The following is a 23800-nucleotide window of genomic DNA, read 5'->3' as shown; positions in this document are numbered from 1 at the left end:
TGCCTGGCATATTCCAATTAACGTCGTTTCCCCTTCCTAAAAGTATCATTACTCCTTTAGAAGAGATGTCGCTTGAGTTTTTGCTGATCACTTGAAGGAGTGTCTGAACAGGCCTCTATCCGACATTAGTGCAGACATACAAGTCGACTATCATATTAGTTCCTGTTCATTCATTACACCCAAACAAACTTGACAGATGAGTATATAAACTAACGACCCGTCCTCTTCATCAGGATAGATGGATCGGTCCCTCTGCTGTCGGACAAACACAAAGAGACATAATTTTATGAGTTTCACACAATTTAAGTTCAACCCCCAGATTGTCGCTAACATTGAAGCATGCAACTACACCACACCTACACCTATCCAGGTGCAGGCGATCCCTATTGTTCTCAACGGACATGATGTATTTGGCCTGGCCCAGACCGGCACAGGTAAAACCGCAGCCTTTGTTCTGCCCATCATCCAGAAAATTATCGACGGGTCACGCAGAACACCCCGCGCCCTGGTCATTGCTCCTACCCGAGAACTGGCAGAGCAGATTCATACTGATATCTGTAAGCTTGCCAACAAAACTGGAATTCGCAGTATCTCTATCTACGGCGGCGTCAGTAAATTTGCTCAGACCAAGAAACTTCGGGAAGGCGTGGATATTATCGTAGCCTGCCCGGGTCGCCTCCTTGATCATCTCAGTGATGGCGGAATAAACCTCGCTAAAATTGAAACCCTGGTTCTGGATGAAGGTGACCACCTGTTTGACATGGGCTTTCTCCCTGCGATCCGACGTATAATAAAATATTTGCCCAAAAACAGACAAAACCTGCTTTTTTCGGCCACCATGCCAAGTGAAATCATGAAGCTTGCATCGGATATCCTTAAGGATCCTAAAACAGTCCAGATTGACCACGAAAAGCCTAAGGATACAGTTTCGCACAAACTTTTCTCTGTGGAATCAAACAAAAAAACAGCGCTTCTTAAGGATATAATCTCCAAAACTGATATGGGGGCCACCCTCATTTTCACCAAAACCAAACATCGAGCAAAAAGCCTCGCGGAACAGCTGCAAAAGGCAGGCCATAGTGCGACATCCCTTCACGGCAACCTCTCGCAACAGAAAAGACAAGAGTCCCTTAATGGTTTCAAAGAGGGCACATTCAAACTCATGGTTGCCACTGATATCGCTGCCCGTGGTATTGATGTGACAGGCATCTCACATGTTATCAACTTTGATGTGCCTGATACTGTTGAGGCTTATACTCACCGCATCGGACGCACCGGACGCGCATCGCTTAAAGGCGAAGCTTTTACCTTTGCGGGTCGTGAAGACTGGAAGATGATAAAAATGATTGAACGCTCTTTTGGCAAGGAAATCGCTCGCGACAAACTGTTCAACATTGGCGAGCTGGTTCCCGACAAGCGCACCCAAAGCACGCCCATAAGAAAAGAGGCGAGTTCAACACCAAAGAGAAACGACCGATTCAATCGTCACGAAGATCAAGGCAGGAATAACACAAAATACAAAAAGACCGGGAATCGACCACAACGTCGTGACCGGGCCGCGCAGTCGGCTTCAGGCAGTGAAAACATCTTTCTCTCACCTGGCCGTCCAAGAGGAAACCCGGCTCGGGGAATGTGAACAGTAATAATAAAAGCATTTATCCCTCACAAGGGGATTAAAATAGGTGCCCTTTTGGGAAGCATTCCCGAGGGGCACTCCAATAAGTTCTGAATTCAGAAATTGGAACAATAGCGATTCTTCATACTCAAGGAGAGCAACAAAATGGCAACTACAACTATAAATGCCGGAGAAGAAATTGATTCAGGGTGTCTTAAGTGTAAAACACTAACCAACCACACCATTATCGCAAAGGTGGAAGAAAAAATTATTAAAGTGCAGTGCAATGTTTGCGGCGGCAGACATAATTACCGCCCTGCCGAGCCGGCCACAACAAAGAAGAAATCAGATTCAGCCAAAGGTCCTGCTTCCAAGACTCCAACGAGCCGATCGATAAAAACAGCAAACGATAATTATTCAAAAATTCTGAAAGGTCGGAGCATAGATCAAGCAATTCCTTATACCATGACTTCCCTCTTTGACACCAATGACCTGGTCAATCACCCCACCTTTGGATTAGGTATTGTCACAGCGACAATTTCACCAAACAAAATTGAATTGACTTTCAACGAAGGACCAAAAATCTTTATTTGCCAACTGAAAACCCTTGCTCAACTGTCAACGGGAAGCGGCTTGAAGGCAAAAAAGAAAAAAAGGGTACGGAAAAGCATTGAGCCTGAAATGTAGTCACCTCGTTTTATATTCAGTCAAAAATGCTTTGACTTTATTTATATCATCAGTAATGTAAAGGGTAAAATCAGCGTTTCAGACTCAACAAGTCAGGCAAAACGCTGCTGCAAAAAACATGCTGGCATGCGCGAGCACAAAGCAAACGTCAGATTCTTATCCAGTAATCTGAAAATTCATGTCAAATGGTTATCCATTTGAACCACTCAACAAAGGAGTACTCGAAATGGCAGAGGGAACAGTAAAATGGTTCAATGCGTCAAAAGGCTTTGGTTTTATCGAACAAGATAACGGCAAAGACGTATTTGTTCACCACAACGCTATCAAAATGGAAGGCTATAAAACACTTGAAGAGGGACAACGGGTTACTTTCGACATCGTCGATGGCCCCAAAGGTCCGGCTGCAGAAAATGTTGTCCCCCAGTAACAACTGATATCGACATTGCAAAGACCCCGCACAGCGGGGTCTTTTTTTAGGGCAGCATCCATAACGCCCAGCACCCACCAATAACAAGGACAAAATCTTGGCCAAAACAAACTATACATTCGAAAAACGCCAGAAAGAATTGGCAAAGAAAAAAAAGAAAGATGAAAAGAAACAACGCAAGCATGAGAAACAGGATACCCCGGCCGAGGAACAAGAAACACCTTCTCTGCAGAAAGATTAACCTCCATTTCTGCTTTTTCATCAGCCACGCAACTCTAATCCCAGGAGAGATATCCCCTCTCTTTCCTTAATTTTTCACACTGAACCGCAATAATAATTCACGCTTCCCTCACCAGAAAGATCATGCCTTCGAGTTAGGGAAATTCAAGCCACATTCTTTGCCGGCCAAGCTTACTTTGCCCACCAGTTTGTTGCATGACAAAAAAAACATCCCTACATAAAAAAAATCTTGCTTTTATTTAAAAAACGGCTAAAATGTATTCTTAGTTGGGCAGTCGCTAGTTGTAGTAATATATTACAAAAAGTTTACCGCACAATCCTTACGAAAAGGTCGTGCGGTTTTTTTGTTTTAGCGAAGCAGACTGCTGGTCGATTATCAACACGATAAACCGGCCGATTATTATATAAACGGTTCCCACGGAACTGTCTACAAAAGGAGTAGTACAAGATGGCAGAAGGTACAGTTAAATGGTTTAATGATTCAAAGGGTTTTGGTTTTATTGAGCAGGATGGTGGTGCGGACGTATTTGTTCACCACTCAGCCATTCAGGCACAAGGATTCAAATCCCTTCAAGAAGGCGCTCGTGTTTCCTTTGAGATTGTTGATGGCCCCAAAGGTCCGGCAGCCGATAAAGTAGTACAGCTGTAGAACTTTATCACGACCATTACAAAAGCCCCGCATCATGCGGGGTTTTTTTTTCGTTCTGCCTCCAACGCATTGCATCCCCACCACAAGTTTTTTCTTGTGGCTTTTTTATTATATAAGGACAGACCATGATAACCGCATCCAATGTCGCGCTCTCCTATGGCAAAAGGGTAATTTTCCAGGACGTCGATATAAAATTCACCCCCGGCAACTGTTACGGCCTTATCGGTGCCAACGGCGCCGGCAAATCCACTTTTTTGAAAATACTGGCAGGTCAGCTTGAGCCGGATCGCGGCCAGATCAGCAAAGGCCCGAGACAGCGACTCGCCTTCCTTAATCAGGACCAGTTTGCCTTTGACGAGCACACCGTTTTTAACACCGTGATCATGGGCCATAAAAAACTTTTCAAGCTAATGGCTGAACGGGAAGCCCTTTACGCCAAGACCGAATTCACCGACGAAGACGGTATCCGCTCCGGAGAACTGGAAGCGGAATTCGGCGAAATGAATGGTTATGAAGCGGAGTCAGAGGCGGCAGTACTTCTCAGCGGCCTTGGAATTACCGAAGAGATGCGATCAAAAAAGATGAAAGAACTTGAAAGCGGTGATAAGGTTCGAGTCCTTCTTGCCCAGGCGCTTTTCGGCAACCCCGACATCCTCCTGCTTGATGAACCCACCAACCATCTGGATTTGCAATCAATTAACTGGCTGGAGGATTTCCTCGCCCGCTTTCAAAATACAGTAATTATCGTTTCCCATGACCGCCACTTCCTCAACCAGGTCTGCACCCATATGGCAGACATTGATTTCGGGAAAATTACGGTATACGTCGGCAATTATGATTTCTGGTATGAGGCAAGCCAGCTCCATTTCCGACAGAAGGAAAGTGAATCCAAAAAAGTTACTGCCAAGGCCAAAGAGCTCAAGGATTTCATCCTGCGCTTCAGCTCCAACGCCTCAAAGGCAAAACAGGCGACCTCAAGGAAAAAACTCCTGGAGAAACTCACCATCGAGGACATGCCGGTCTCTTCCCGAAAATACCCCTACGTTGTTTTTCAGCCGGAACGGCCATGCGGCGATGTCATTCTTGAAATCGAAGGCCTTTCCAAGACAGTTGACGGCGTCTCGATGTTTCAGGATCTCACTCTCAACATAAATAGAGGCGACAAAATCGCCTTTGTCGGAATGAACACTCTGGCTAAAACCATATTGTTTCAAATACTCGCAGGTGAACTAGAACCGGACAGCGGCAGTTTCCGCTGGGGAATCACCATCAAGACCGCGTATTTTCCCAAAGAGAACAGCTCTTATTTCGAAAATGCCGACCAGGATCTCATCGGCTGGCTCAGTCAATTCGCTCCAGAGAAATCCGATAAGAGTTTTCTCAGAGGATTCTTGGGAAAAATGCTTTTTTCCGGGGAAGAAGCCTTGAAAAAAATATCGGTGCTTTCCGGTGGCGAGAAGGTTCGCTGCATGCTCTCCAAGATAATGCTTGCCGGCGCCAATACCATCATCCTCGACGAACCAACCAACCACCTTGATCTGGAATCAATCACCGCGCTGAACAATGGCCTCATTGCCTACCCGGAGGTTGTTCTCTTTGCCAGTCATGATCATCAGTTCGTCTCCACCGTTGCCAACAGAATAGTTGAACTTAAACCTGACGGCTTTGTTGACGTGATGATGGACTTTGATGATTACCTGGCGTCCCGCGAAGCGGGTTTTACCGATGTGATCATCGAGTCTGTTAACCAGGCAGCCTAAACATCCAGGTAAGTATTGAGACCGCTGTGAAAAAGAAACCATTCCCTCCTCCCGGGCAAGACAAACCAAGAATCCAACCACCGGCTCCAACGAACAAGTCGGTGTTTTCTTTTTTCAACATCCTCAAACCGCTGATCCCTGATCCGGGCAGACCCGTGGCCAGATCTATTCTGCAGAACTCACCCCTTGCCCATCTTATTTACGAAGAAGAGCTGGAGGCAAAAAACAAGGCCCTTGACCTTCTCTGGAAACATTTCCGACTGCCGGGAGTTCCGGAACTGGTTATCGGTTCTCCAAAACCCCGCAAATACCGGACCACCACAAAAAGAAGAACCACCTACAAAGGATCAATCCTTTATTTGCTGTCCGGTGACGGAACTACCCAGAAGAACCCCTTTATCGAATCTCCTCTTGAACCTTGGGAGCACAGCAGAATATACGCGTTTCTTCAAAAGAAAATAAGTGACCCGGTTTTCAAACTGGTAGCCACCCACCTCAACTACATAATCATTCGGGGCAGTTATGCCGAGCAGGCAGTAATCTTCAACGTTGACACGATGAACGGCCCCCTGGTCCGTAAGCTGAAAATCCTGGCCAGTCATCTCCAGAAGCTCTCGACAACAATTACCGCCGCCCATATTTACCCGGACCCAAGTGGCTCGGATTATTATTTTGAGGAACGGCAACCTGCCGATCTCCTCCATCTCAAAACCCTGTTCGGCAAAGGACATCTTTCCGTCACCCACCAGGACTGCAGGTATTCCTTCCACCCTACCTCCTTTTCACAGGTCAACGAATCCATGGTGCCGTTAATGCTGGACACGGTCAGCCAACTTCTGGAACCGACAGACGACGAAGACCTGCTGGATCTTTATTGCGGTTATGGGCTTTTCAGCCATAACCTGGCCCCCAGGTACAGAAATGTCTTAGGCTTGGACGCGGAAGGCCCATCGATCAATTCGGCAATGGTTAACAAAAAACTGAACCCCGCTTCCCGCAACAGCCGTTTCATGGCTCGCCGCATTACTGAAAAAACCATTGAAGAGATTCGACTACCCAAGGGGAAGGAAACCATCATCCTCGATCCCCCCCGAAAAGGACCGGCGGAAGGGGTTATTGCTGCACTATGCCAGCGAGCACCGCAAAAAGTCCTCCATATCCTCTGCGGTGTTGACCAGATAAAGGACGCAATCAGACAATGGCAGACGGGAGGCTATGCAGTCACCCGTGTTGTGCCCCTTGATATGTTCCCAGGTTCCGCCAACCTTGAAGTCCTCATTCTGCTTACACCCTCATCCTGAAACACCTCCGTATCAAATTTCCCTGAGTTCATGCTGCGCAAGTCTTACTGAGGTATATTGATTCCCTTTGAGCTGCTATTGATTCAGAACTGCTCAGCAGGCATTTCGGGCCTTTCACAAATCTTTTCAGAAAAAAAAATTCTGATCACGCCTCATTATCCAGAAATGAAAGTCATGACCACTCAAAAAAAAATCTGGCACTGAACATGAAAACTATTTATACTTTTAAAGAATTTACGCAAAACACCGATTAAATAAGAGCAAACAATACGCTCACCTTTATTTATCCATTAATATGAGTCCAAGAAGCCAATTTAAATAAAATCCAGATGAATATAACAGTTATTACCCTTATTATCGTATCCCCTTTGCTTGGAATTGTCTCAATACAATACCTCCGGACACGAAATCTTCTCAAGAAATACAATCTGATGCTCAATGAAGTTGATGAGAATAATTTCCTGCTCGCCAGGCAGTCAGGAAAAGAAGCCATGCGAATCGAACAATTGCTCAAAGAGGTCGCCGGTGGCAATCAAAAACTTCGTGAAGTTGAAAGAGAAAAAGATGTTTTGATTCGCTACATCAAGAGTAACTCCAGGCTTGAAAAAAACCTGAGTCGCTGCGATCTTCTCAAAAATGATCTTGATTCTTTTCAGCAGAAAATAGCTCTTTTTCAGGAACAACTCAAAGGAAAGCGACAGCAGCTGGATAAACTGATTTCATATCTCAGCAAAACTGATATGCTGATTGTCAATAATAAAAAAATTCTCAAAAACCGTTACATGCATCTTGAGGAAATCGAGCAACGTCTCCTTGTACAACAGAATGAATTCCAATATGCCTTACAGAGTAGTCGAAGTCATCAGCAGATCGACTCTCTGCAGAATGTAGAGGAATTGCGGAATTCATCTCATAAAGTCAATTAGAACCGCTCCCCTATTCGCCAGAATACCCACACCCCGCCTGCATTATTGCATTGTTCGTTGTCCAAGAAACACTGATAAAGCAAGCCCTACTTTCATGATTTTTCCTATGCGGCATGGATGATTTTTTTCTCATCTGTTACCCAATAACGCAATAATGCAAGCCTGACCCTAGTTCTTCTATTTAAGTTCCAGAACAAGCCGTTTAGGGAAACATTTATCCCCCAAGACCATCCGTAACATCATGATCCCTTTAAGGGTGATCTGGCTTGATGCAGTTGATGAACACGGCTGGTATGAACTGAGAGACCCTCTTGCCCGACTCAACCTGCCCCGCCCTGTTAAATTCCGTGTAAGGCCGTTTAGCTTCAATGAATGGGATCAACTTATTGAGAATATGACCGAATGGTACAGGCCATATTTCCAGTTTGCCGTTCATACGGGCTTAAGACCTTCTGAGCAGGTCGCTTTAAAATGGATAGCCGTTGATACTGAATTTATCCATATCGAGCTAAGCCGGGTCAGAAACATGGAAAAGACAGAGCTTAAGACCGAAGCAAGCCGAAGAATGATTCACTTGCGCCCTACCCTCATAAAGATCCTTGAACAACAAAAAGCGCAGACCAAGGATTTTAACAGCGAATATGTATTCCTGAACATGGACGGTAAGGTGGTTAATCAAACGAATCTCAGTAGTGTATGGCGGCTGGCAATGAAGAAAAGCGGTTTAACTTTCCGGCGCATGTATGAAACCAGACACACTTTTGCTTCCTGGGCGATGTCTTTGGGTGAGAATCCCGGATGGGTGGCAAGAACTTTAGGCCATGTGGATACATCAATGGTTTATCGAACTTACAGCCGTTACATTCCGAATCTTACCAAGCAGGACGGATTGGCATTTGAGGGCCGTTTTACTGGGGAGTAGAAAAAACAATGGGCAAAATAGTCACAATCTTAGTCACAATTGCGATTATCCTGCCCAGCAGAACAGCTTAACAATTTGGAATTGCTAAATATTATTTGGTGATCCCTACGGGACTCGAACCCGTGTTACCGGCGTGAGAGGCCAGCGTCCTAACCACTAGACGAAGGGACCGTCATTGATTATAACGAAGCGCAATATCTAAATGATACGGGGATATTTGTCAAGACAATTAACCCCGACCACTCAGGAAGCAAAGGCCTTGCCTTTCAGGACAGCCTCATCAAGCACCTTTTCATTCTTCTTCATCTCACCGCGACTGTCCACACCCTTGACCAGCATTTCACCGCCATATTCCATTCCCATGGCATCATAGGCGTAACGCATGGTGAGTATCGCACCCTCAAACACCCTCTCCCCTTTGGTCGCGGCAACCGAGACCAGAAACCCTTTACGCTCCGGATCATCCAGCCAATCACCTTTTTTCTTGAGCAATCGTTTGCGGCTCCATAATGCCTGAGTCCTATCGACAAACGCTTTTGCCTGGGCGGTGATACCGTAAAAATATATGGGAGACGCAAGGATAATCCGCTTTGCCGCAATAATCTTATCGTACAGAGGCTGCATATCGTCATCCACCACGCATTTTCCGGTCTTGTCACAACCGCCGCAACCTATGCAGGGACTGATTCTGAGGTCGGACAAACGGATTATTTCGGCATTGCCGCCCTGCGCTTTAACTCCATCAAGTACGGCGTTTAATAATATCTCTGAATTGCCGCCCTTGCGCGGGCTTCCCAGAATAGCCAATACCTTCATGATCACTACCCTCTATTCTTTGTATTCTAACCACGACCATAAAAAACCGTCTCATTTTCCAAACGCATTTTCACGGAATCAGTAATAAACCTCGAGCCACATCGCCATCGCCAGTTTCCATGTTCAGTACTCGGCTTATTCATTCGACAATCTCCACCGAAACCCAATACATCCTGAAGAGGAATAATCGAGATACAGGCTGTGGAAGAAAGCGCCAGCCGGATAAAATCCCAATGAATTTCACCAGTGCCATGGCAATTCGCATAGCGTAGAACTTTCTCCTTGTTTTGCCGTGCAACGGTATTGCTGAAATACCACCCCACACAGGTATCATTATCATGGGTGCCGGTGTAAACAAGGCAGTTCGAAGACTGAAAATTATGCGGCAGATACGGGTTTTTTTCATCTGAATCAAAGGCAAACTGCAATATTTTCATGCCTGGAAAGCCGTAATGATCGCGCAACTCCTCCACTTCCGGAGTGATAATCCCCAGATCTTCGGCGATAATCGGCACCTTACCGAGCTGTTTCAGCATTTCATCAAAAAATTCCGTCCCAGGACCCTTGACCCAGCGTCCGTTAATCGCGGTTTCTTCGGCTTCGGGAATTTCCCAATAGGACTCAAATCCCCGAAAATGATCAATCCGGGCGATATCAACCATTTCGAAAAGACTTCGCAACCTTTCCACCCACCAGGCATATAAAGAAGCATTATTTTTGCCCTTGGCCAGTTTCCATTTATATATGGGATTCCCCCAGCGCTGACCGGTCTCACTGAAGTAATCCGGCGGCACCCCGGAAACATGGGTTGGTTTATGGCTCAGGGAATCAAGCCTGAAACAATCCTGATGAGCCCAGACATCGGCGCTGTCCAGCCCGACGTAAATCGGCAGGTCTCCTATAAGAGTGATCCCGGAAGCTGTGGCATACTCACGAATTTTTGCCCACTGATCGAAAAAACAAAACTGCACGAACTTATGAAAAAGTATTTGTTTTTCAAGCTGGTATTTATGAAGCTCCAATGCAACTTTTTCTCGGTTGACAAGAGTTTCGGGCCATTCATACCAGGCCTTGTTTTCATATTTCTCTCGTAAACTCATGAATAACGCATAATCTTCCAGCCATAAGGTCCGGGTACAAAACGTTTCAAACTTGGAATTTTTTCCACTGATGATAAATGCATTAAAAGCTTTTCTCAACAATGACTCCTTAAAAGAAATCACCTGTTCAAATTCAACATAATATTCTGAAAAGTTGGCAAGATTTGCCAGGTCGGATTCAGCAAGATAACCTTCTTCAACCAGAAGCTCCGGGCTTATTAGATTGCTGTTGCCCGCAAAGGCCGAAAGACTCATATACGGTGAGCTATCAAAGACCTGACTGCTTGGTCCGATGGGGAGAAATTGCCAGTACTGCTGCTTGCAATCTCTCAAAAAATCAATAAAGTCCAAGGCGGATTTACCCAGATCGCCTATACCGTAAGGACCCGGCAAGGACGAAAAGTGCATCAGAATGCCACTACCACGTTTAAAACTCATGCATTTCTCCTACTGACAATGAAGACCTGAAATCAACTCAATGGAATCAGTCTCTTCGAAGTCATATTTCATTCGCTATCGACGATTTCATCACTTATGACAAAAAAATTTATGCTTATCGGAATAATTTCATTTTCAAACCATTTCCATTATACATTTTCTCTGTAACCAATGAGACATTTTTTTAGTCGCCAACAAACCGGCGTTAAAAAAATAAAGGACGGTTTTCTGAATGATAAACTACTACCCTTCAATTTTACTAAGGATATTCACTATAAAGGAATTTGTACGTGGATTGTCTGGCACGATGTGAGGGATTTTTAGAAAAAACTTAACAATTACTTAATATTTTCGCTCGTTTTTTCATCACCCACAGTGGTACAATTTCTAAAAATAACATTCAGTAAAAAATAATTATTCATTTTTTTTGGCATTGCTTTTTGGCTTTTTTTTTTGTAAAATAAAATGTTTTGTACCTTCTCCCTTACAAGGTACCTGATTAATCTACCCCAAGGAGCCTTTCTGTGCCAGCTGAAATCAAAGAAAAACTGCTTGAAGCGGGGAAAGACCACGGTTGCATATCCCTTTCTCTTCTCAACGATCTGACCCCCGACGACGAACACCCGGATACAATTGACGAAATTTTCGATTTTCTTACAGAAAACAATATTGAAATTATCCGTCATGATAAATCCGGCACAAAAAAAACATTAGACGGGAAAGATTGGGAAGAAAAGAAAGGACAACACCCTTCGCTGGATGACGATGAACTGTTAACTGAGGTTAAATCTTCAAAGTCCTCCAAACTTGAAGTCCAGGAAGTCGAAGAAACAACAACAACCTACCTCAGGGAGATGGGAAGATTTAACCTGCTGACCCCTGCAGAAGAAGAAAAATACAGCAAAGCTATTCGCGAAGGATTCGATGCGATCATCAATTCGATCAGGATCAACCAGCAAGGCATCCCCGAACTTGAAATCATTGTCAACCAGATTGCCCTTTGGGAAAGACGCGACCCCACCCTGAAACCAAAAAAACAACACCTTAATTTTATGATTAAGTCGGTTATTAAAGTTCGCGACAAGTACCCCGATATTCAGGCACTCAAAGAACTGCAATACAAACTCGAACTCTACACCCGCTCTATTGAAGTGGCCAAAGATGCGATGATCAAAGCAAATCTGAGGCTCGTTGTCAGCATTGCAAAGCGGTACATGCACCAGGGCCTTAGCCTGGCCGATCTTATCCAGGAAGGAAATCTCGGCCTGATGCGGGCGGTCTTTCGTTTCGACTACACAAAAGGCAACAAATTCAGCACCTATGCCAGCTGGTGGATCAGACAGGCAATAACCCGTGCGATTCTTGATAAAACCCGAACCATCCGCCTGCCAGTGCATTTCCTGGAACTTCGAAGCCAATTCTTCAAGGCTTTTTACTCGCTGGTTAAAGAACTTGGAAGGGAACCCACTCCTATTGAGATTTCTGAAAAAACCGGGCTTCCCATGGATAAAATCCTGGCTATTCTTGAGGCATCAAGGGAGCCGATTTCCCTTGAAACCCCTGTTGGCGATGATGACAGCACTCTCGGTGATTTCCTTGAAAATCAGGAGTCCGTATCCCCTTATGAGGCCGTAAAAAACCAGGAACTTGCCGACCGTGTCACCGGCATCCTTGCAACACTGAGCCCACGAGAAGAAAAAATTATTCGGCTTCGATTCGGTATCGGTGAAGATGCTGAATTCACCCTTGAAGAAATCGGTAAACGTTTTAACGTATCACGCGAACGTATTCGCCAGATAGAGAAAAAGGCATTAAATAGACTGCGGCATTCGAGCAGACGAGACAAGCTTAAACATTTTCTTGATTAATACATTTTAAGAACCCGGATCAAGAGTCCCTTCCAACACTTTTATCCGGGTTTTTTTTAAAAAAGACCCGCAGCAGCTAGGTATTCTTCGGACATTTATACCTCTTTGCAGGACACATCTCATGACCTCCTGCAAATGATTTCCCTTGAAGAAACCATTGGGTCACGTTTCACATTAAATATTCAAGAGAGTTCCCTTACTTTACAAACCTGAACCAGGTGAAATCCACCAGTCGACATGGGCTACCTCATTCCGATTGTAATCTCCTTTGCCTCAGGAATCGCCTTTTCAGCCCTTGACCTTCCCCCATCAAACCCATCAGCCCTGCTCTTAATCGCAACCATCAGCACCCTAACTGTCCTGAATTACAGGAAAAACAGTAAATTCTGCTATTTACTGACCATCGCATTGTTTTTTCTCATCGGCATAATCCGCACTAACTACTCCTTTCCGCAACAACCCTGCCATATTGCAAACCTGGTTACCACAAAAGCAGATGCATCCATCTACGGCACCTTATTAAAAATGCCGTCGCATTCAGGCGGCAACACCCAATTGATAATGGCGGTTGAACAATATATTGACGCAAGGCAAACATTACCCACAACAGGAAAAGTCAAGCTCACCGTCAAGGGAACCGAACTCATCGACATCATTCCGGGAGAAAAGTTTCTCGCACGGGCCACGCTTTCGCCGATTACAAATTATCAAACCCCGGGAAGTTTTGATTATAAAAAGTTTTTAGAAAATAAATCGATTTTTACAAGGGGCTGGCTTTCAACTTCCACCCAGATCATGAAAGTCCATCAATTATCATCCGAGTCACGGTTCACCTCTCTTTATTACGCAAGCGAAAGGCTCCGGCTGAAATACCGTAATATTCTTGACAGGTCACTTGATCCTGAAACCAGCAGCCTTTTCAAAGCCCTTCTCATCGGCGACCGCGGCACGCTCCAGCAGGAAGTATTGGAAAATTTCAAAGCGGCTGGATGCATCCACATGCTGGCCATTTCAGGAATGCATATAGGCATTTTAGCTTTTTTTTTCACCACAACATTATTGTGGATCATGAAGCGGTCCACCTGGATTCTTCTTCATCTGCCAACCATGAAGATTGCGGCGATCCTGACAATACCGGTACTTATCGCCTATGCATTAATTGCGGGATTTAATACCCCCGTATTACGAGCCTTGATCATGTCTGCGGTTTTCCTGGTAGCCATGTTGTTTGATCGGCAATGGGATTTGCTGAACAATATTGCAATTGCGGCATTCATCATCCTTATTCTTAACCCCCTTGAACTCCACACCGTATCCTTCCAACTTTCATTTGCAGCCGTTACCGCAATTTCATGCATATTCCCGCGGATTCAAAAAATCATCCATACAAATAAAAATACGGCACACAAGGCAAACTTTGTCCAGAAACTCCAACAATGGACGACAACCAGCCTGATTGTCTCAATTGCCGCCACATTGGGAACCGCCCCCTTGCTTATTTTTTACTTTAACCGTTTCTCACTGATTAGCCCGATATCAACACTGGTCGTCACCCCACTCCTCTGCTTCTGGGGCTTGATCCCTGGCCTTTTTGCCCTGAGCATTTCTTCGTTTTTCCCGGAAATGACAGTACTGCTCCTCAAGTTCGGCGCCATTGGCTTGCATCTGGCAGAAAGGCTGATTGCAGTATTGGCGTCTCTACCACTCAACACCCTCTGGTTTTCGACTCCTTCCTGGATGGAAATAGTATCCTATTACTTGTTATGTGCATCCATCCTGCTCTGGAGTAGACGAAAAATCGCCAAAATCACATTTTTCATTTCTCTATCCATCCTCATCCTGGTTCCTTTAAAAAATCAAATTGAACGGCGTTTTTCATCAGACACCATTGTATCATTTCTTGATGTAGGACAAGGAAGTTCGGCGGTTCTCGAACTCCCAGGCGGCGACATATTCCTCATCGACGGCGGCGGGCAGCAAACGGAAAATTTCAATGTTGGAGAAAGTGTTATTGCCCCTTTTTTATGGAAAAAAAGAATTACCAGCATCGATGGACTGATCATAACCCACCCGCATGCTGATCATTTTAACGGCCTGCCCTTCATAATCAACAGATTCAACCCGCAAAATGTATGGATCAACGGAGAAAGAACAACAGACCGCTACTACAATGACCTGCTGGCAATTATCGAACACAACCAAAGTGCAACAAAAATTCCTGAACCACGCGAAATCCTCTATTCTTCGAGAGATACCACCCTGCAATGCATTTCGGACTTTCATCTCCGGAATACAGAATCTGTAAAAAAGTGGCCAAACAACCGGAGCCTGGTATTAAGGCTGTCCCATGGAAATTTTTCTTTTCTTTTCCCCGGTGACATTGAAATAAATGAAGAAAATGATCTGGTGGCCAATCATACGAATTTAAAAACAGATATCCTGCTTGCGGCGCATCATGGAAGTGCGACATCAAACAGTCTGGCTTTTTTTGAAAAAATTTCGCCGAAATACGTGATTACATCTTCGGGGAAAAACCAACCGAGCAAATATCCTGCACCTGAAGTAAGAGAGCGGCTGGAAAGTCTTGGAATCACAACTTTCACAACCGCTCAAAATGGCGCAGTCTCGTTCAATGCCGGGGATGATGGGCTAATTGTTGAAAAAATCCATGATGCAGACTGATACCTTTGAGCTTGAATTCTCCACGGATCCTTTACCATCAATGATCAATGTCTTTGAATTACACAGTTCGCAGATAAATTTGTCTGAGTTCTGTAAAATAAACATGCAAAGATAGCGCAACCAACAACTCTGGTTAAATATCCGCCACTGGCAGACAGATATCGTCGCATCACCTTCGCAGTCTCGCAGGATCATTTATCTGTCTCAGGTTGTTTGGCATATACAACGAGCCGAATAACCTGTTTCGAAGATCTGCAACCCTTGCGGTCTGTGAAGAAAGCGGGTTAGAAATCCGTAAAATCGCTTGGTGGTTTTTTGAGATATTTCACAAAGTTTGATTTTTCCGTACAATGGATATATGCGGATTCAGGTGAAATCATTTTTTTGTTCAATAGGTCCAGGATCCCATCATCCATGGTCTGCATGCCGAACTTCTTCCCTGTCTGCATGGAAGAAGGAATCTGATAGGTCTTGCCCTCACGAATCAGGTTTCGGACCGCCGGGGTACAAAGGAGTATCTCCAACGCTGCACACCGGCCTTTTACGTCAACTCGCTTGAAAAGCGTCTGAGAAATCACCGCCTTTAATGCATCCGCCAAAGTTGAACGGACCTGCGACTGCTGCTCGGCTGGAAAAATTTCAATGATACGGTCAACGGTTTTTGCAGCATTTAAGGTATGCAGAGTGCCGAAGACCAAATGACCGGTCATTGAGGCTTCCATGGCAAGAGCAATAGTTTCAAGGTCACGCAATTCGCCCACAAGAATTACATCGGGGTCTTCACGAAGAGCGCCGCGCAGGGCAGCGGCAAAGCTCATGGTATGAGCTCCGATCTCCCGGTGATTGACAATACAGTTCTGGCTCCGGTGAACAAATTCAATGGGATCCTCAATGGTGAGGATATGATGCTTTCTTGAACGGTTTACTTCGTCGATGATTGCCGCAAGTGTTGTTGATTTACCACTTCCGGTTGGTCCGGTCACCAGAACCATGCCTTTGGGAAGAGCTGCAAGAGTGGAAATAACCTTGGGAAGGCCCAATTGCTGGACGGTGAGAATATTGTTGGGAATCTCACGAAAAACAGCGCCGATCCCGTATTTCTGCATAAAAAGATTGCCGCGGTAACGGGCCAGTCCGGCAATTTCATAACCAAAATCGAGATCTCCGGTTTCTTCGAATTTTTTGATCTTATCATCAGGAATGATTTCATACAGCATTGCCTTGAGCTCTTCACTGTTCAAGGTATTATACTTGACCCTCTCCATATCCCCCCTGATACGCAAAACCGGCTGCTGACCGGAGATCATATGAAGATCCGATGCACCCTGCTCGTTCATCAATTTAAAAAAGGCATCAATCTGCGCCATGAAAAACCTCCCTGATTAGTGTATTTCGACGAGGGGTCCCAGAGGAGGTCATGTTGAAATTTTCATCTCCTCCGAGAATTCTCTAGTATTTGGAACTAATAAAATTTACTTTTTTAAATTTATGCTATCCAAGAACAATTGAAAAGAGAAAACCTTATATCCTCCGGAAAATTCTTACCCTTTTATAAAAAATTTACGCTAGACTGAGAACCGATATCGAATATCTTTTATACTTGTTAATTAGCCACTTAGAAACAAACACCTTTTCACAAAAAAAATCAGTACGGGAGCATCCCCCATGTCGCTTTTGACTTCACAACAAACAACAAGCAGGCAAGCAACTCAAGGAGCACAAACACCGACTCCGGGATGCATTACTTCCTGCTTGAAATAACACGATTATCAAACTGACCATGAAGCTACTTCGCAAGGCAAATCTCCATATCCACTCCACCCATTCAGACGGGTTATTGACCCCGGAACAACTCATTACTCTGGTAAAAACAGCCGGAATCTCGACAATTTCAATAACCGACCATGACACCCTGTCCGCAACCCATGAAGCGATTACCTTCGGCTCCATGCAGCAGATCGAAGTCATTCCCGGAATCGAATTCAGTGCATCCTTTAACGGCCAGCCGATGCATATCCTCGGCTACGGGATATCCATTGATAATAAAGAGTTGAATGATCTTATTGTCGCGCTCCAAAAAAGCAGAGAGGAAAGGAACCACAAAATCCTCCACAAATTCGCTGAAATCGGGATTACAATTAATGCCGCTGATCTAAAAAAAACATGCTCAGGCCAAATCGGCAGACCCCATATGGCCCGATTTCTTCTCAACAGAGGTGTTGTTCGTTCTATTGAAGAAGCTTTCCGGCACTACCTTGGAACCGGGGGCAATGCATATGTAGATCGGTTACGCTTTAATGCCGATCACATCATTGCAGTCATCAGAAAATCCGGAGGTGTCGCGGTCTTGGCGCATCCGACAAGTATCGACCAGAATCTGCAAAAAATAGCGGATATATTAAAATCGCTACAAAAAGAAGGGCTTTCAGGGGTTGAAGCCTTCCATCCAACTATTTCTAATAAAAAATCTGACGAACTCAAAAAAATCGCCGCCGAACTCAATTTATTCATTACCGGTGGAAGCGATTTTCACGGTTCCAGTTTCAACCCTAAAAAACTCTTGCGTGAGATCAAAGCCGTGACAATCCCACATTCTTTTCTGGCTGAGCTGAAAAACGCCATAAATACTGTTAGGACCATTAGTCAATGATTACATTGAAGAGACGCTGGCAACATCCGGACCTTTTTAAAATTTTCCCTCATCATCCAAGGCATACCGCCTGTATTCACATGCAGCGATTGCGGGTTTACAGAAGTTGACCTGGATAGTGGATCAGCTTGCCTCATTAATTCTTATTGTTATCTTTCATACTATGAGTCGCGTGTAATTTATATCCTCTTGCTACTTCCTCGTTTTCCTGCGATACTGACAATAATTGTCATTGATTGTCCGTGTTTTGAAATGTATTTTGAAGATGAAAACCCTTGAGATTATACTGCAATCAGATCTGCAAGCCGTATAAAGGAGATAAGTCGTGACTCTTGTCGATTTTTTAATCGTTATCACTTCAATCAGCCTTGCTGTTGTGGTTGCCACCCTGGTGCCGGCTCTACTCCAAATCAATCGAAGCGCCCGCCAGGTTGAAATTCTTCTCGAAAAAGTTAATCATGGAATTGAACCGCTCATCGTCTCTTTGTCTGAAACCTCTTTAGAACTGAAGCGGCTCACAAGATCTCTCAACGAAAAAATTGACCGGACAGATGTGATTATTGACACGGTAAAACAATCATCAGATACCTTGTTGCTTACAACCAATATCTTAAAAAATACCATAACGCCGCTTATCACCCAGGTTGGTGGATTCACCGCCGGCGTAAGGGCTTTTTTACATTTTTTTGCAAAAGCGAAATAAGGATGCGCTGATAAAAAATCGGCTGCTGAATTATCACCTCCAATAAATTCAGCAAGTTCGAGGCGACATACCCTGCGACAACTTGCATTCGGAGTCTCATTACTAATATTTTCCCATGGATGCCGATAAATAATGTTTTTAATGAAAAATTTCACACAAAGGGAAAAAATAGACCTTCAGAAAAATCTCCATGCCCTCAACAGGGCCTTTCAATCAACACGTTACATTGTACATCAGACGGAATCATTTTTATGAGGATTCTTAAAAATCAAATCCAAAACGGAGAGCTATAAATGAGTGATCACGATTGTCATGGATCAGGAGTAACGATACTTTCATTTCTTGCAGGAACCTTTGTGGGTGCGACTGTCGCACTTCTTTTTGCTCCTCGGTCAGGCAAAGAGACCAGAGAAATTATTACGGATTTCGGCTATGATGTTAAAGATAAGATAGCCGATCTCCCTGATGAGCTCAAAGATCAGGCTACCCCGGCAATTGCAAAGGGCAAGGACATGATTGAACGCGGCCGGGCAATGATTAGCAAAGGGAATGATATGATCAGTCAAGGGAAAGATTTCCTGGATGAAAAGAAAAAAGCGCTCAATGCGGCGATCGCGGCTGGCAAAGAAGCGATGAAACAAGAAAAAGAAGCCCTTGCCGCCACTTTAGAGGAAAAAGAATAATCTTTTTCTCCAGAGCAAACCCTGCTCCTATCAGGACAAAAGGCTCTTGAGGTATGCTTCATTGCCCAGTCATGTGTGATCCGCTCATTCCCAGGCATCATACATGACTGCGATGCGACTATTTCAGACGGGTCCTGATCCTTCCAACTTAGGAGTTACGGATCTCCCGCCCCAGTTCAGCTTGTTTCGTAGAATTTCAAAATATCCCTTCTGCGGCGAGGTTATGAGCAGAAGTCTGTTTTCAGATACCCGTATCTCAAGGAGATCATTGGCTTCCATACTCCAGGCAAGCCTGCCGTCAACAATAACCTTTACGTCATTTACCGACCCTTCAAGCCTGGTGCTGAGATTCATTGATGCCGGCAGCAAAACCGGTCGACTCTCAAGCATGAAAGGACAAATCGGTGTGACCAGAATCGAGTTCTGCACCGGATAGACAATCGGCCCTCCGGCAGATAAATTATATGCTGTTGATCCTGTGGGCGTTGAAAAAATCAACCCGTCCGCCCGATACGATGTTATGTATTCCTGATCAGCCCAGGCGCTGATCTGGACCAGTTGATCAACATTTCCTTTACTGATGACCACATCATTTAAAGCATAATGCCATTGAGATGGATTCCCCCCGGAATTTATTCGAGCCTTGAGCATCAAGCGTTCTTCAATAATAATCGATCCGCTCAATATGGCCTCAAGTGCTTCATACCTCTCATTCACCGCGACCTCGGTTAGAAACCCAAGATCCCCAAGATTAATGCCCACCACCGGGATTTGAAAGCGGCTGGCCTGATCGGCGATATGCAGCAAAGTTCCATCACCACCAAGAATAACCAGCATGTCCATGCCGTCACGCACAGCATCAATCACTGAATGAACCGATCGTTTTGCAAACCATTCAGTAAGATCCTGCCCCATTTTCAAGGCTTCAGCAGAGTCCTTTTTAATAATTATCCCTACTTTTTTTATGATCATAGCCTCACACCCGCCCTGAATATCCTGACAACAAATAACTTCCAGCTATTCTTTATTCTTACCAACCATTGCCTGACCAAGCTCCCTGGATCGATGCGTTCCGGCAGCTACAGCATCCATGATCATCCCCCTGAACCCGGCTTTTTCCAGGACATGCATGCCGGCGATGGTGGTACCTCCCGGAGATGTCACCATGGCCCTTAATTCAGCCGGATGTTTTCCACTTTCAAGAACAAGTTTAACCGAACCGAGTACTGTCTGCTCGACCAATGCTTCGGAAACATCCCGGGGTAAACCCGTACGAACACCGGCATCAATCATCGCTTCGATAAATGTGAAGACATAGGCGGGGCCACTGCCGCTCAAACCCGTAACCGCATCCATATAGGATTCATCAAGTACAACGCTTTTACCCATGGCATCGAATATCACCCGAGCGATATCCATATCTTCTTCCGTAGCTCGTTTCCCTGGGCTTAAGGCTGAAGCTCCTTCCTGGATGATCGCCGGGGTATTAGGCATCACCCGTATAACCCTGCAGCCGCTACCGGCAAGGTTTGCCTCAAGAACCGCAAGGGGAATCCCTGCGACAATGGAAATAATCAGATGCCGACTCTCTGCTTTCTTTTGAGAATCCTCAAGAACAGGAACAATTATCTGTGGCTTAACTGCAAGAATTACAATATCAGACTCCTGATAAACAGCCTCGGATGTTTCAAAAACACAAACATTATACCCATCCGACAAAACCGAACGTCGCTGTTCAGAAGGATCACCAACATAAATTCTATCAGCTTTGACCAGACCTGCCTTTAACAAGCCCTTTATCATGGCCTCGGCCATCTGACCACCACCTATAAATCCTATTGCGTCTATCCTGTCCATTAATCAACCTCTTGCTGAATCAGTTTCAAATACCTTCTAGACTTTATTATTTGTACTTATACATAACGCCCGAATTAATGAAAAACAATGCCGAAAAGCATGATGAGAAAAAAAATGCCCGCGGCATCCGAGGATGGTGCGGGCATTTCAAAATCTATATAACTATAAAATCAAGCCGGGCAGGCTTCTCCGGCAATCGCCGGCGGCAACAGAAAAGGCATGATTATATTACTTGCCGCCTTTGTAGTGGTAATCATCTTATCAAGAACAGTATGATCACCATTCTTTTCAAGCTTGACAAACTCCCAGCAATCGGGATGCCTGGCTAATTTCTTCATAAAACCAAGGTGCTGCGAATGACCTGTCTTGGAGGCTATCACATGCCCGACAAGGGGACATCCGAGCAGAGCCAGATCTCCGATGAGATCCAATATTTTATGCCTGACAAATTCATCAGCAAACCTCAAGCCTTCTTTATTCAAAACCCCATATTGATCGATGACTATGGCATTTTCTAATGATCCACCAAGTGCCAAGCCGTTTTCTCTGAGTTTTTCAACCTGGCCCATAAATCCAAAAGTCCTGGCGGAAGCAATTTCTTTCATGAATTTTTCTGGAGAAAGTTCAATTGAATATGACTGACGCTTGAGGAACTCATGATTAAAATCAATATTGCAGGTGATTCTTAAACCGTCATAGGGAAGGACCCGGATTGATTTATCGCCATCCTGATACAATAACTCATCAGTGATTTTGAGCATCTGCTTGCAGGCTTTCTGACGTCGACGGCCGCATCTTTTCAATATATGCACGAAAGGTCCGGCGCTGCCGTCCATTATCGGCACTTCATTGCCGTCGAGTTCGATTAAGGCGTTATCAATACCTAACCCGGAAAGTGCAGCCAGCATATGCTCGGTGGTTGAAACGACAAATTCATCCGATGCCAGAGTTGTAGCAAGTTGCGTGTCGACGACTCGGGTCATAAAGGCCGGCAGAGTAGCTCTAAGGGAAATATCCGTACGGGAAAAGCGGATGCCGCTGTTTGCCGGCGCTGGATTAACAGTCAATGTGACCGGTTCACCGGAATGAAGGCCGATACCGCGAAAGCTGACTTTTTTCTTTACTGTATGCTGATAGAGTTCCATTTATTGAAAACCTTTTTTCTTATATTGAATTCAGTTTGATATTTTTTTCACATCACTGGCATTAAAAACACAACCAATACTTATGCAAGATATAAACCAGACATGAAAATACATCATTCAAATACACAGCAAATATAAATAATAACGGAACTACAGGTAATTATTTTTTAACAAAAACAATCAACCTCACCTCTTTTTCAGGTAAATACTGTTGTGTAAAAAACACACATGTATTCTTTCAGCTCATTTTTTTGTGACAAAGACTGAGTTATCTGCGCAAATCAGGGGTTGCAGTTTATCTTTAAGGAAAGATTGAAACGTGTGATCCAGGGTCAGTTCAACCCGCAATACCAGAACAGGAAAATCAACGCTCATGCCTCGTAATTTCACCAGGTCTTTTTCTGTGGTAATCAGGGCTTTGGCCTGATTTTTCATAGCCTGAGCGGCTAATTGTTTAAAATCTTCCAAACGATAACTATGATGATCCATAAAAGCCTTGAATCCGACTATCTGAAAACCCTCATTCTGCAATGAAATCCAGAAGGACTGCGGATTAGCGATCCCACAAAACCCGTAGAGCGGCATTTTCAGGACAGCTTCTAGCAAGACCGGCTGGTTGCCTTTTGAATCAACGATTTCAACGATTCTATACGAGGTAAGGAACAACGGTCGAGCAGGTAGCCGTCTATTCCTGGTCTTTTCATCCAATTCCGGCGGTACATCCAGTTTTTCTTCATTACCGGTTACGATAAAGGCATGAGCCCGAGATAAAGCGCTCATTGGTTCGCGCAGATCCCCGCCGGGAAAAACGTGGCCGTTCCCAAAAGGAGAATCCGCCCGCATAAGAACCAAATCAATATCACGCTGCAGGGCCAGATGCTGAAAGCCATCATCAAGAATGATAACTTCCGGTTTGAAATGAGTTACTGCGTATTGCCCGACCACGGCTCGCTGCTTGCCGGTCAATACCGGTACACCGGGCAAGGATTCGGCCAATAATCTTGGCTCGTCGCCGGCCTGGGAGGCAGACAGACGGATTTTCACGCCGTCAGAGACGATATTGACCAGATCACTGGCGAGCCCCCCGTAGCCTCTGCTTACCACAAGGGGCTTGAGTCCCATTGCATGAACAAGCTTTGAAATATAAACAACCATTGGGGTTTTACCGGTGCCGCCCATGGTCAAATTACCTATACTGATTACCGGAACCACGAGTTTCTGGCTTTTCAGGATGCCTTGTTTATACAAAAGAGCCCGAATCGCCATCAACGAACTATAAAACGGCGAAAAAGGCCGCCCAAGGGCAAATAGAAAGTTTTTCAACTGCATGA

At 44.8% G+C, this 23800-nt stretch carries 21 protein-coding genes and 1 tRNA gene; 14 read left to right on the top strand and 8 right to left on the bottom strand.

What is annotated here, in order from left to right; all coding sequences use genetic code 11:
* Positions 1–286: 286 nt before the first annotated feature.
* The 9 genes from KKE17_07470 (at position 287) to KKE17_07430 (ending at position 8527) form a co-directional block, all read left to right on the top strand.
* Complete coding sequence (locus KKE17_07470) at positions 287–1636, top strand: DEAD/DEAH box helicase (protein MBU1709826.1); 1350 nt, start codon at positions 287–289, stop codon at positions 1634–1636.
* Between the two features lie 144 nt (positions 1637–1780).
* Positions 1781–2302, top strand: a complete 522-nt coding sequence (locus tag KKE17_07465) for a hypothetical protein (protein ID MBU1709825.1) — start codon at positions 1781–1783, stop codon at positions 2300–2302.
* Between the two features lie 226 nt (positions 2303–2528).
* Positions 2529–2729, top strand: a complete 201-nt coding sequence (locus KKE17_07460; protein ID MBU1709824.1) for a cold-shock protein — start codon at positions 2529–2531, stop codon at positions 2727–2729.
* 97 nt (positions 2730–2826) lie between these two features.
* Positions 2827–2970 (top strand): hypothetical protein, encoded by a 144-nt coding sequence (locus KKE17_07455; GenBank protein ID MBU1709823.1) that lies wholly within the window; start codon positions 2827–2829, stop codon positions 2968–2970.
* A 447-nt stretch (positions 2971–3417) separates the two neighbouring features.
* Entirely contained in the window at positions 3418–3618 is a 201-nt protein-coding gene (locus tag KKE17_07450; protein MBU1709822.1) for a cold-shock protein, read from the top strand.
* Between the two features lie 125 nt (positions 3619–3743).
* Positions 3744–5378, top strand: coding sequence for an ATP-binding cassette domain-containing protein (locus KKE17_07445; GenBank protein ID MBU1709821.1), 1635 nt, complete (start codon positions 3744–3746; stop codon positions 5376–5378).
* Positions 5379–5404: 26 nt separating this feature from the next.
* The gene (locus KKE17_07440; GenBank protein MBU1709820.1) at positions 5405–6679 is read left to right on the top strand and encodes a class I SAM-dependent RNA methyltransferase; all 1275 of its coding nucleotides are present in this window, start codon (positions 5405–5407) and stop codon (positions 6677–6679) included.
* Between the two features lie 329 nt (positions 6680–7008).
* On the top strand, positions 7009–7605 hold the full coding sequence (locus KKE17_07435; GenBank protein ID MBU1709819.1) for a hypothetical protein: 597 nt from the start codon (positions 7009–7011) through the stop codon (positions 7603–7605).
* A 241-nt stretch (positions 7606–7846) separates the two neighbouring features.
* On the top strand, positions 7847–8527 hold the full coding sequence (locus KKE17_07430; protein ID MBU1709818.1) for a site-specific integrase: 681 nt from the start codon (positions 7847–7849) through the stop codon (positions 8525–8527).
* A 96-nt stretch (positions 8528–8623) separates the two neighbouring features.
* Here the strand turns inward: KKE17_07430 and KKE17_07425 are convergent.
* The 3 genes from KKE17_07425 to malQ all read right to left on the bottom strand — a co-directional run bounded on the left by KKE17_07425 (position 8624) and on the right by malQ (position 10881).
* A tRNA-Glu gene (locus tag KKE17_07425) sits at positions 8624–8698 on the bottom strand.
* Between the two features lie 72 nt (positions 8699–8770).
* On the bottom strand, positions 8771–9343 hold the full coding sequence (locus KKE17_07420) for a flavodoxin family protein (protein MBU1709817.1): 573 nt from the start codon (positions 9341–9343) through the stop codon (positions 8771–8773).
* Positions 9344–9369: 26 nt separating this feature from the next.
* On the bottom strand, positions 9370–10881 hold the full coding sequence (malQ, locus tag KKE17_07415) for a 4-alpha-glucanotransferase (GenBank protein ID MBU1709816.1): 1512 nt from the start codon (positions 10879–10881) through the stop codon (positions 9370–9372).
* Between the two features lie 524 nt (positions 10882–11405).
* On the opposite strand from malQ, the gene KKE17_07410 reads away from it, so the two are divergent.
* Together KKE17_07410 and KKE17_07405 are read left to right on the top strand one after the other, a co-directional pair.
* Entirely contained in the window at positions 11406–12749 is a 1344-nt protein-coding gene (locus KKE17_07410) for a sigma-70 family RNA polymerase sigma factor (GenBank protein ID MBU1709815.1), read from the top strand.
* A gap of 237 nt (positions 12750–12986) precedes the next feature.
* Positions 12987–15431: a DNA internalization-related competence protein ComEC/Rec2 gene (locus KKE17_07405; GenBank protein MBU1709814.1), complete on the top strand. Its 2445-nt coding sequence runs from the start codon at positions 12987–12989 to the stop codon at positions 15429–15431.
* Positions 15432–15715: 284 nt separating this feature from the next.
* Here KKE17_07405 and KKE17_07400 read toward each other — a convergent pair whose 3' ends face one another.
* The gene (locus tag KKE17_07400) at positions 15716–16798 is read right to left on the bottom strand and encodes a type IV pilus twitching motility protein PilT (GenBank protein MBU1709813.1); all 1083 of its coding nucleotides are present in this window, start codon (positions 16796–16798) and stop codon (positions 15716–15718) included.
* A gap of 413 nt (positions 16799–17211) precedes the next feature.
* On the opposite strand from KKE17_07400, the gene KKE17_07395 reads away from it, so the two are divergent.
* From KKE17_07395 to KKE17_07385, 3 genes are all read left to right on the top strand, one after another.
* A complete protein-coding gene (locus tag KKE17_07395) occupies positions 17212–18081 on the top strand; it encodes a PHP domain-containing protein (protein MBU1709812.1) in 870 nt (289 codons plus the stop codon).
* A gap of 325 nt (positions 18082–18406) precedes the next feature.
* Complete coding sequence (locus KKE17_07390; protein ID MBU1709811.1) at positions 18407–18784, top strand: DUF948 domain-containing protein; 378 nt, start codon at positions 18407–18409, stop codon at positions 18782–18784.
* A gap of 293 nt (positions 18785–19077) precedes the next feature.
* On the top strand, positions 19078–19467 hold the full coding sequence (locus KKE17_07385) for a YtxH domain-containing protein (protein ID MBU1709810.1): 390 nt from the start codon (positions 19078–19080) through the stop codon (positions 19465–19467).
* 123 nt (positions 19468–19590) lie between these two features.
* Here KKE17_07385 and KKE17_07380 read toward each other — a convergent pair whose 3' ends face one another.
* The 4 genes from KKE17_07380 to lpxK all read right to left on the bottom strand — a co-directional run bounded on the left by KKE17_07380 (position 19591) and on the right by lpxK (position 23798).
* On the bottom strand, positions 19591–20439 hold the full coding sequence (locus KKE17_07380) for an NAD(+)/NADH kinase (protein MBU1709809.1): 849 nt from the start codon (positions 20437–20439) through the stop codon (positions 19591–19593).
* A 45-nt stretch (positions 20440–20484) separates the two neighbouring features.
* Positions 20485–21324, bottom strand: coding sequence for a pyrroline-5-carboxylate reductase (gene proC, locus KKE17_07375; GenBank protein ID MBU1709808.1), 840 nt, complete (start codon positions 21322–21324; stop codon positions 20485–20487).
* 170 nt (positions 21325–21494) lie between these two features.
* Entirely contained in the window at positions 21495–22469 is a 975-nt protein-coding gene (gene lpxC / locus KKE17_07370; protein MBU1709807.1) for a UDP-3-O-acyl-N-acetylglucosamine deacetylase, read from the bottom strand.
* 243 nt (positions 22470–22712) lie between these two features.
* Entirely contained in the window at positions 22713–23798 is a 1086-nt protein-coding gene (lpxK, locus tag KKE17_07365) for a tetraacyldisaccharide 4'-kinase (protein MBU1709806.1), read from the bottom strand.
* Positions 23799–23800: the final 2 nt, after the last annotated feature.

The organism is Pseudomonadota bacterium (assembly GCA_018823135.1).
Taxonomy (GTDB): Bacteria; Desulfobacterota; Desulfobulbia; order Desulfobulbales; family CALZHT01; genus JAHJJF01.
This window is presented reverse-complemented; position numbering and strand designations above follow the sequence as displayed.

Coding starts and splice junctions, on each gene's coding strand:
- KKE17_07470 (MBU1709826.1), top strand. CDS start 287: ATGAGTTTCACACAATTTAAGTTCAACCCCCAGATTGTCGCTAACATT.
- KKE17_07465 (MBU1709825.1), top strand. CDS start 1,781: ATGGCAACTACAACTATAAATGCCGGAGAAGAAATTGATTCAGGGTGT.
- KKE17_07460 (MBU1709824.1), top strand. CDS start 2,529: ATGGCAGAGGGAACAGTAAAATGGTTCAATGCGTCAAAAGGCTTTGGT.
- KKE17_07450 (MBU1709822.1), top strand. CDS start 3,418: ATGGCAGAAGGTACAGTTAAATGGTTTAATGATTCAAAGGGTTTTGGT.
- KKE17_07445 (MBU1709821.1), top strand. CDS start 3,744: ATGATAACCGCATCCAATGTCGCGCTCTCCTATGGCAAAAGGGTAATT.
- KKE17_07435 (MBU1709819.1), top strand. CDS start 7,009: ATGAATATAACAGTTATTACCCTTATTATCGTATCCCCTTTGCTTGGA.
- KKE17_07430 (MBU1709818.1), top strand. CDS start 7,847: ATGATCCCTTTAAGGGTGATCTGGCTTGATGCAGTTGATGAACACGGC.
- KKE17_07420 (MBU1709817.1), bottom strand. CDS start 9,343: ATGAAGGTATTGGCTATTCTGGGAAGCCCGCGCAAGGGCGGCAATTCA.
- malQ (MBU1709816.1), bottom strand. CDS start 10,881: ATGAGTTTTAAACGTGGTAGTGGCATTCTGATGCACTTTTCGTCCTTG.
- KKE17_07405 (MBU1709814.1), top strand. CDS start 12,987: ATGGGCTACCTCATTCCGATTGTAATCTCCTTTGCCTCAGGAATCGCC.
- KKE17_07400 (MBU1709813.1), bottom strand. CDS start 16,798: ATGGCGCAGATTGATGCCTTTTTTAAATTGATGAACGAGCAGGGTGCA.
- KKE17_07395 (MBU1709812.1), top strand. CDS start 17,212: ATGAAGCTACTTCGCAAGGCAAATCTCCATATCCACTCCACCCATTCA.
- KKE17_07385 (MBU1709810.1), top strand. CDS start 19,078: ATGAGTGATCACGATTGTCATGGATCAGGAGTAACGATACTTTCATTT.
- KKE17_07380 (MBU1709809.1), bottom strand. CDS start 20,439: ATGATCATAAAAAAAGTAGGGATAATTATTAAAAAGGACTCTGCTGAA.
- proC (MBU1709808.1), bottom strand. CDS start 21,324: ATGGACAGGATAGACGCAATAGGATTTATAGGTGGTGGTCAGATGGCC.
- lpxC (MBU1709807.1), bottom strand. CDS start 22,469: ATGGAACTCTATCAGCATACAGTAAAGAAAAAAGTCAGCTTTCGCGGT.
- lpxK (MBU1709806.1), bottom strand. CDS start 23,798: ATGCAGTTGAAAAACTTTCTATTTGCCCTTGGGCGGCCTTTTTCGCCG.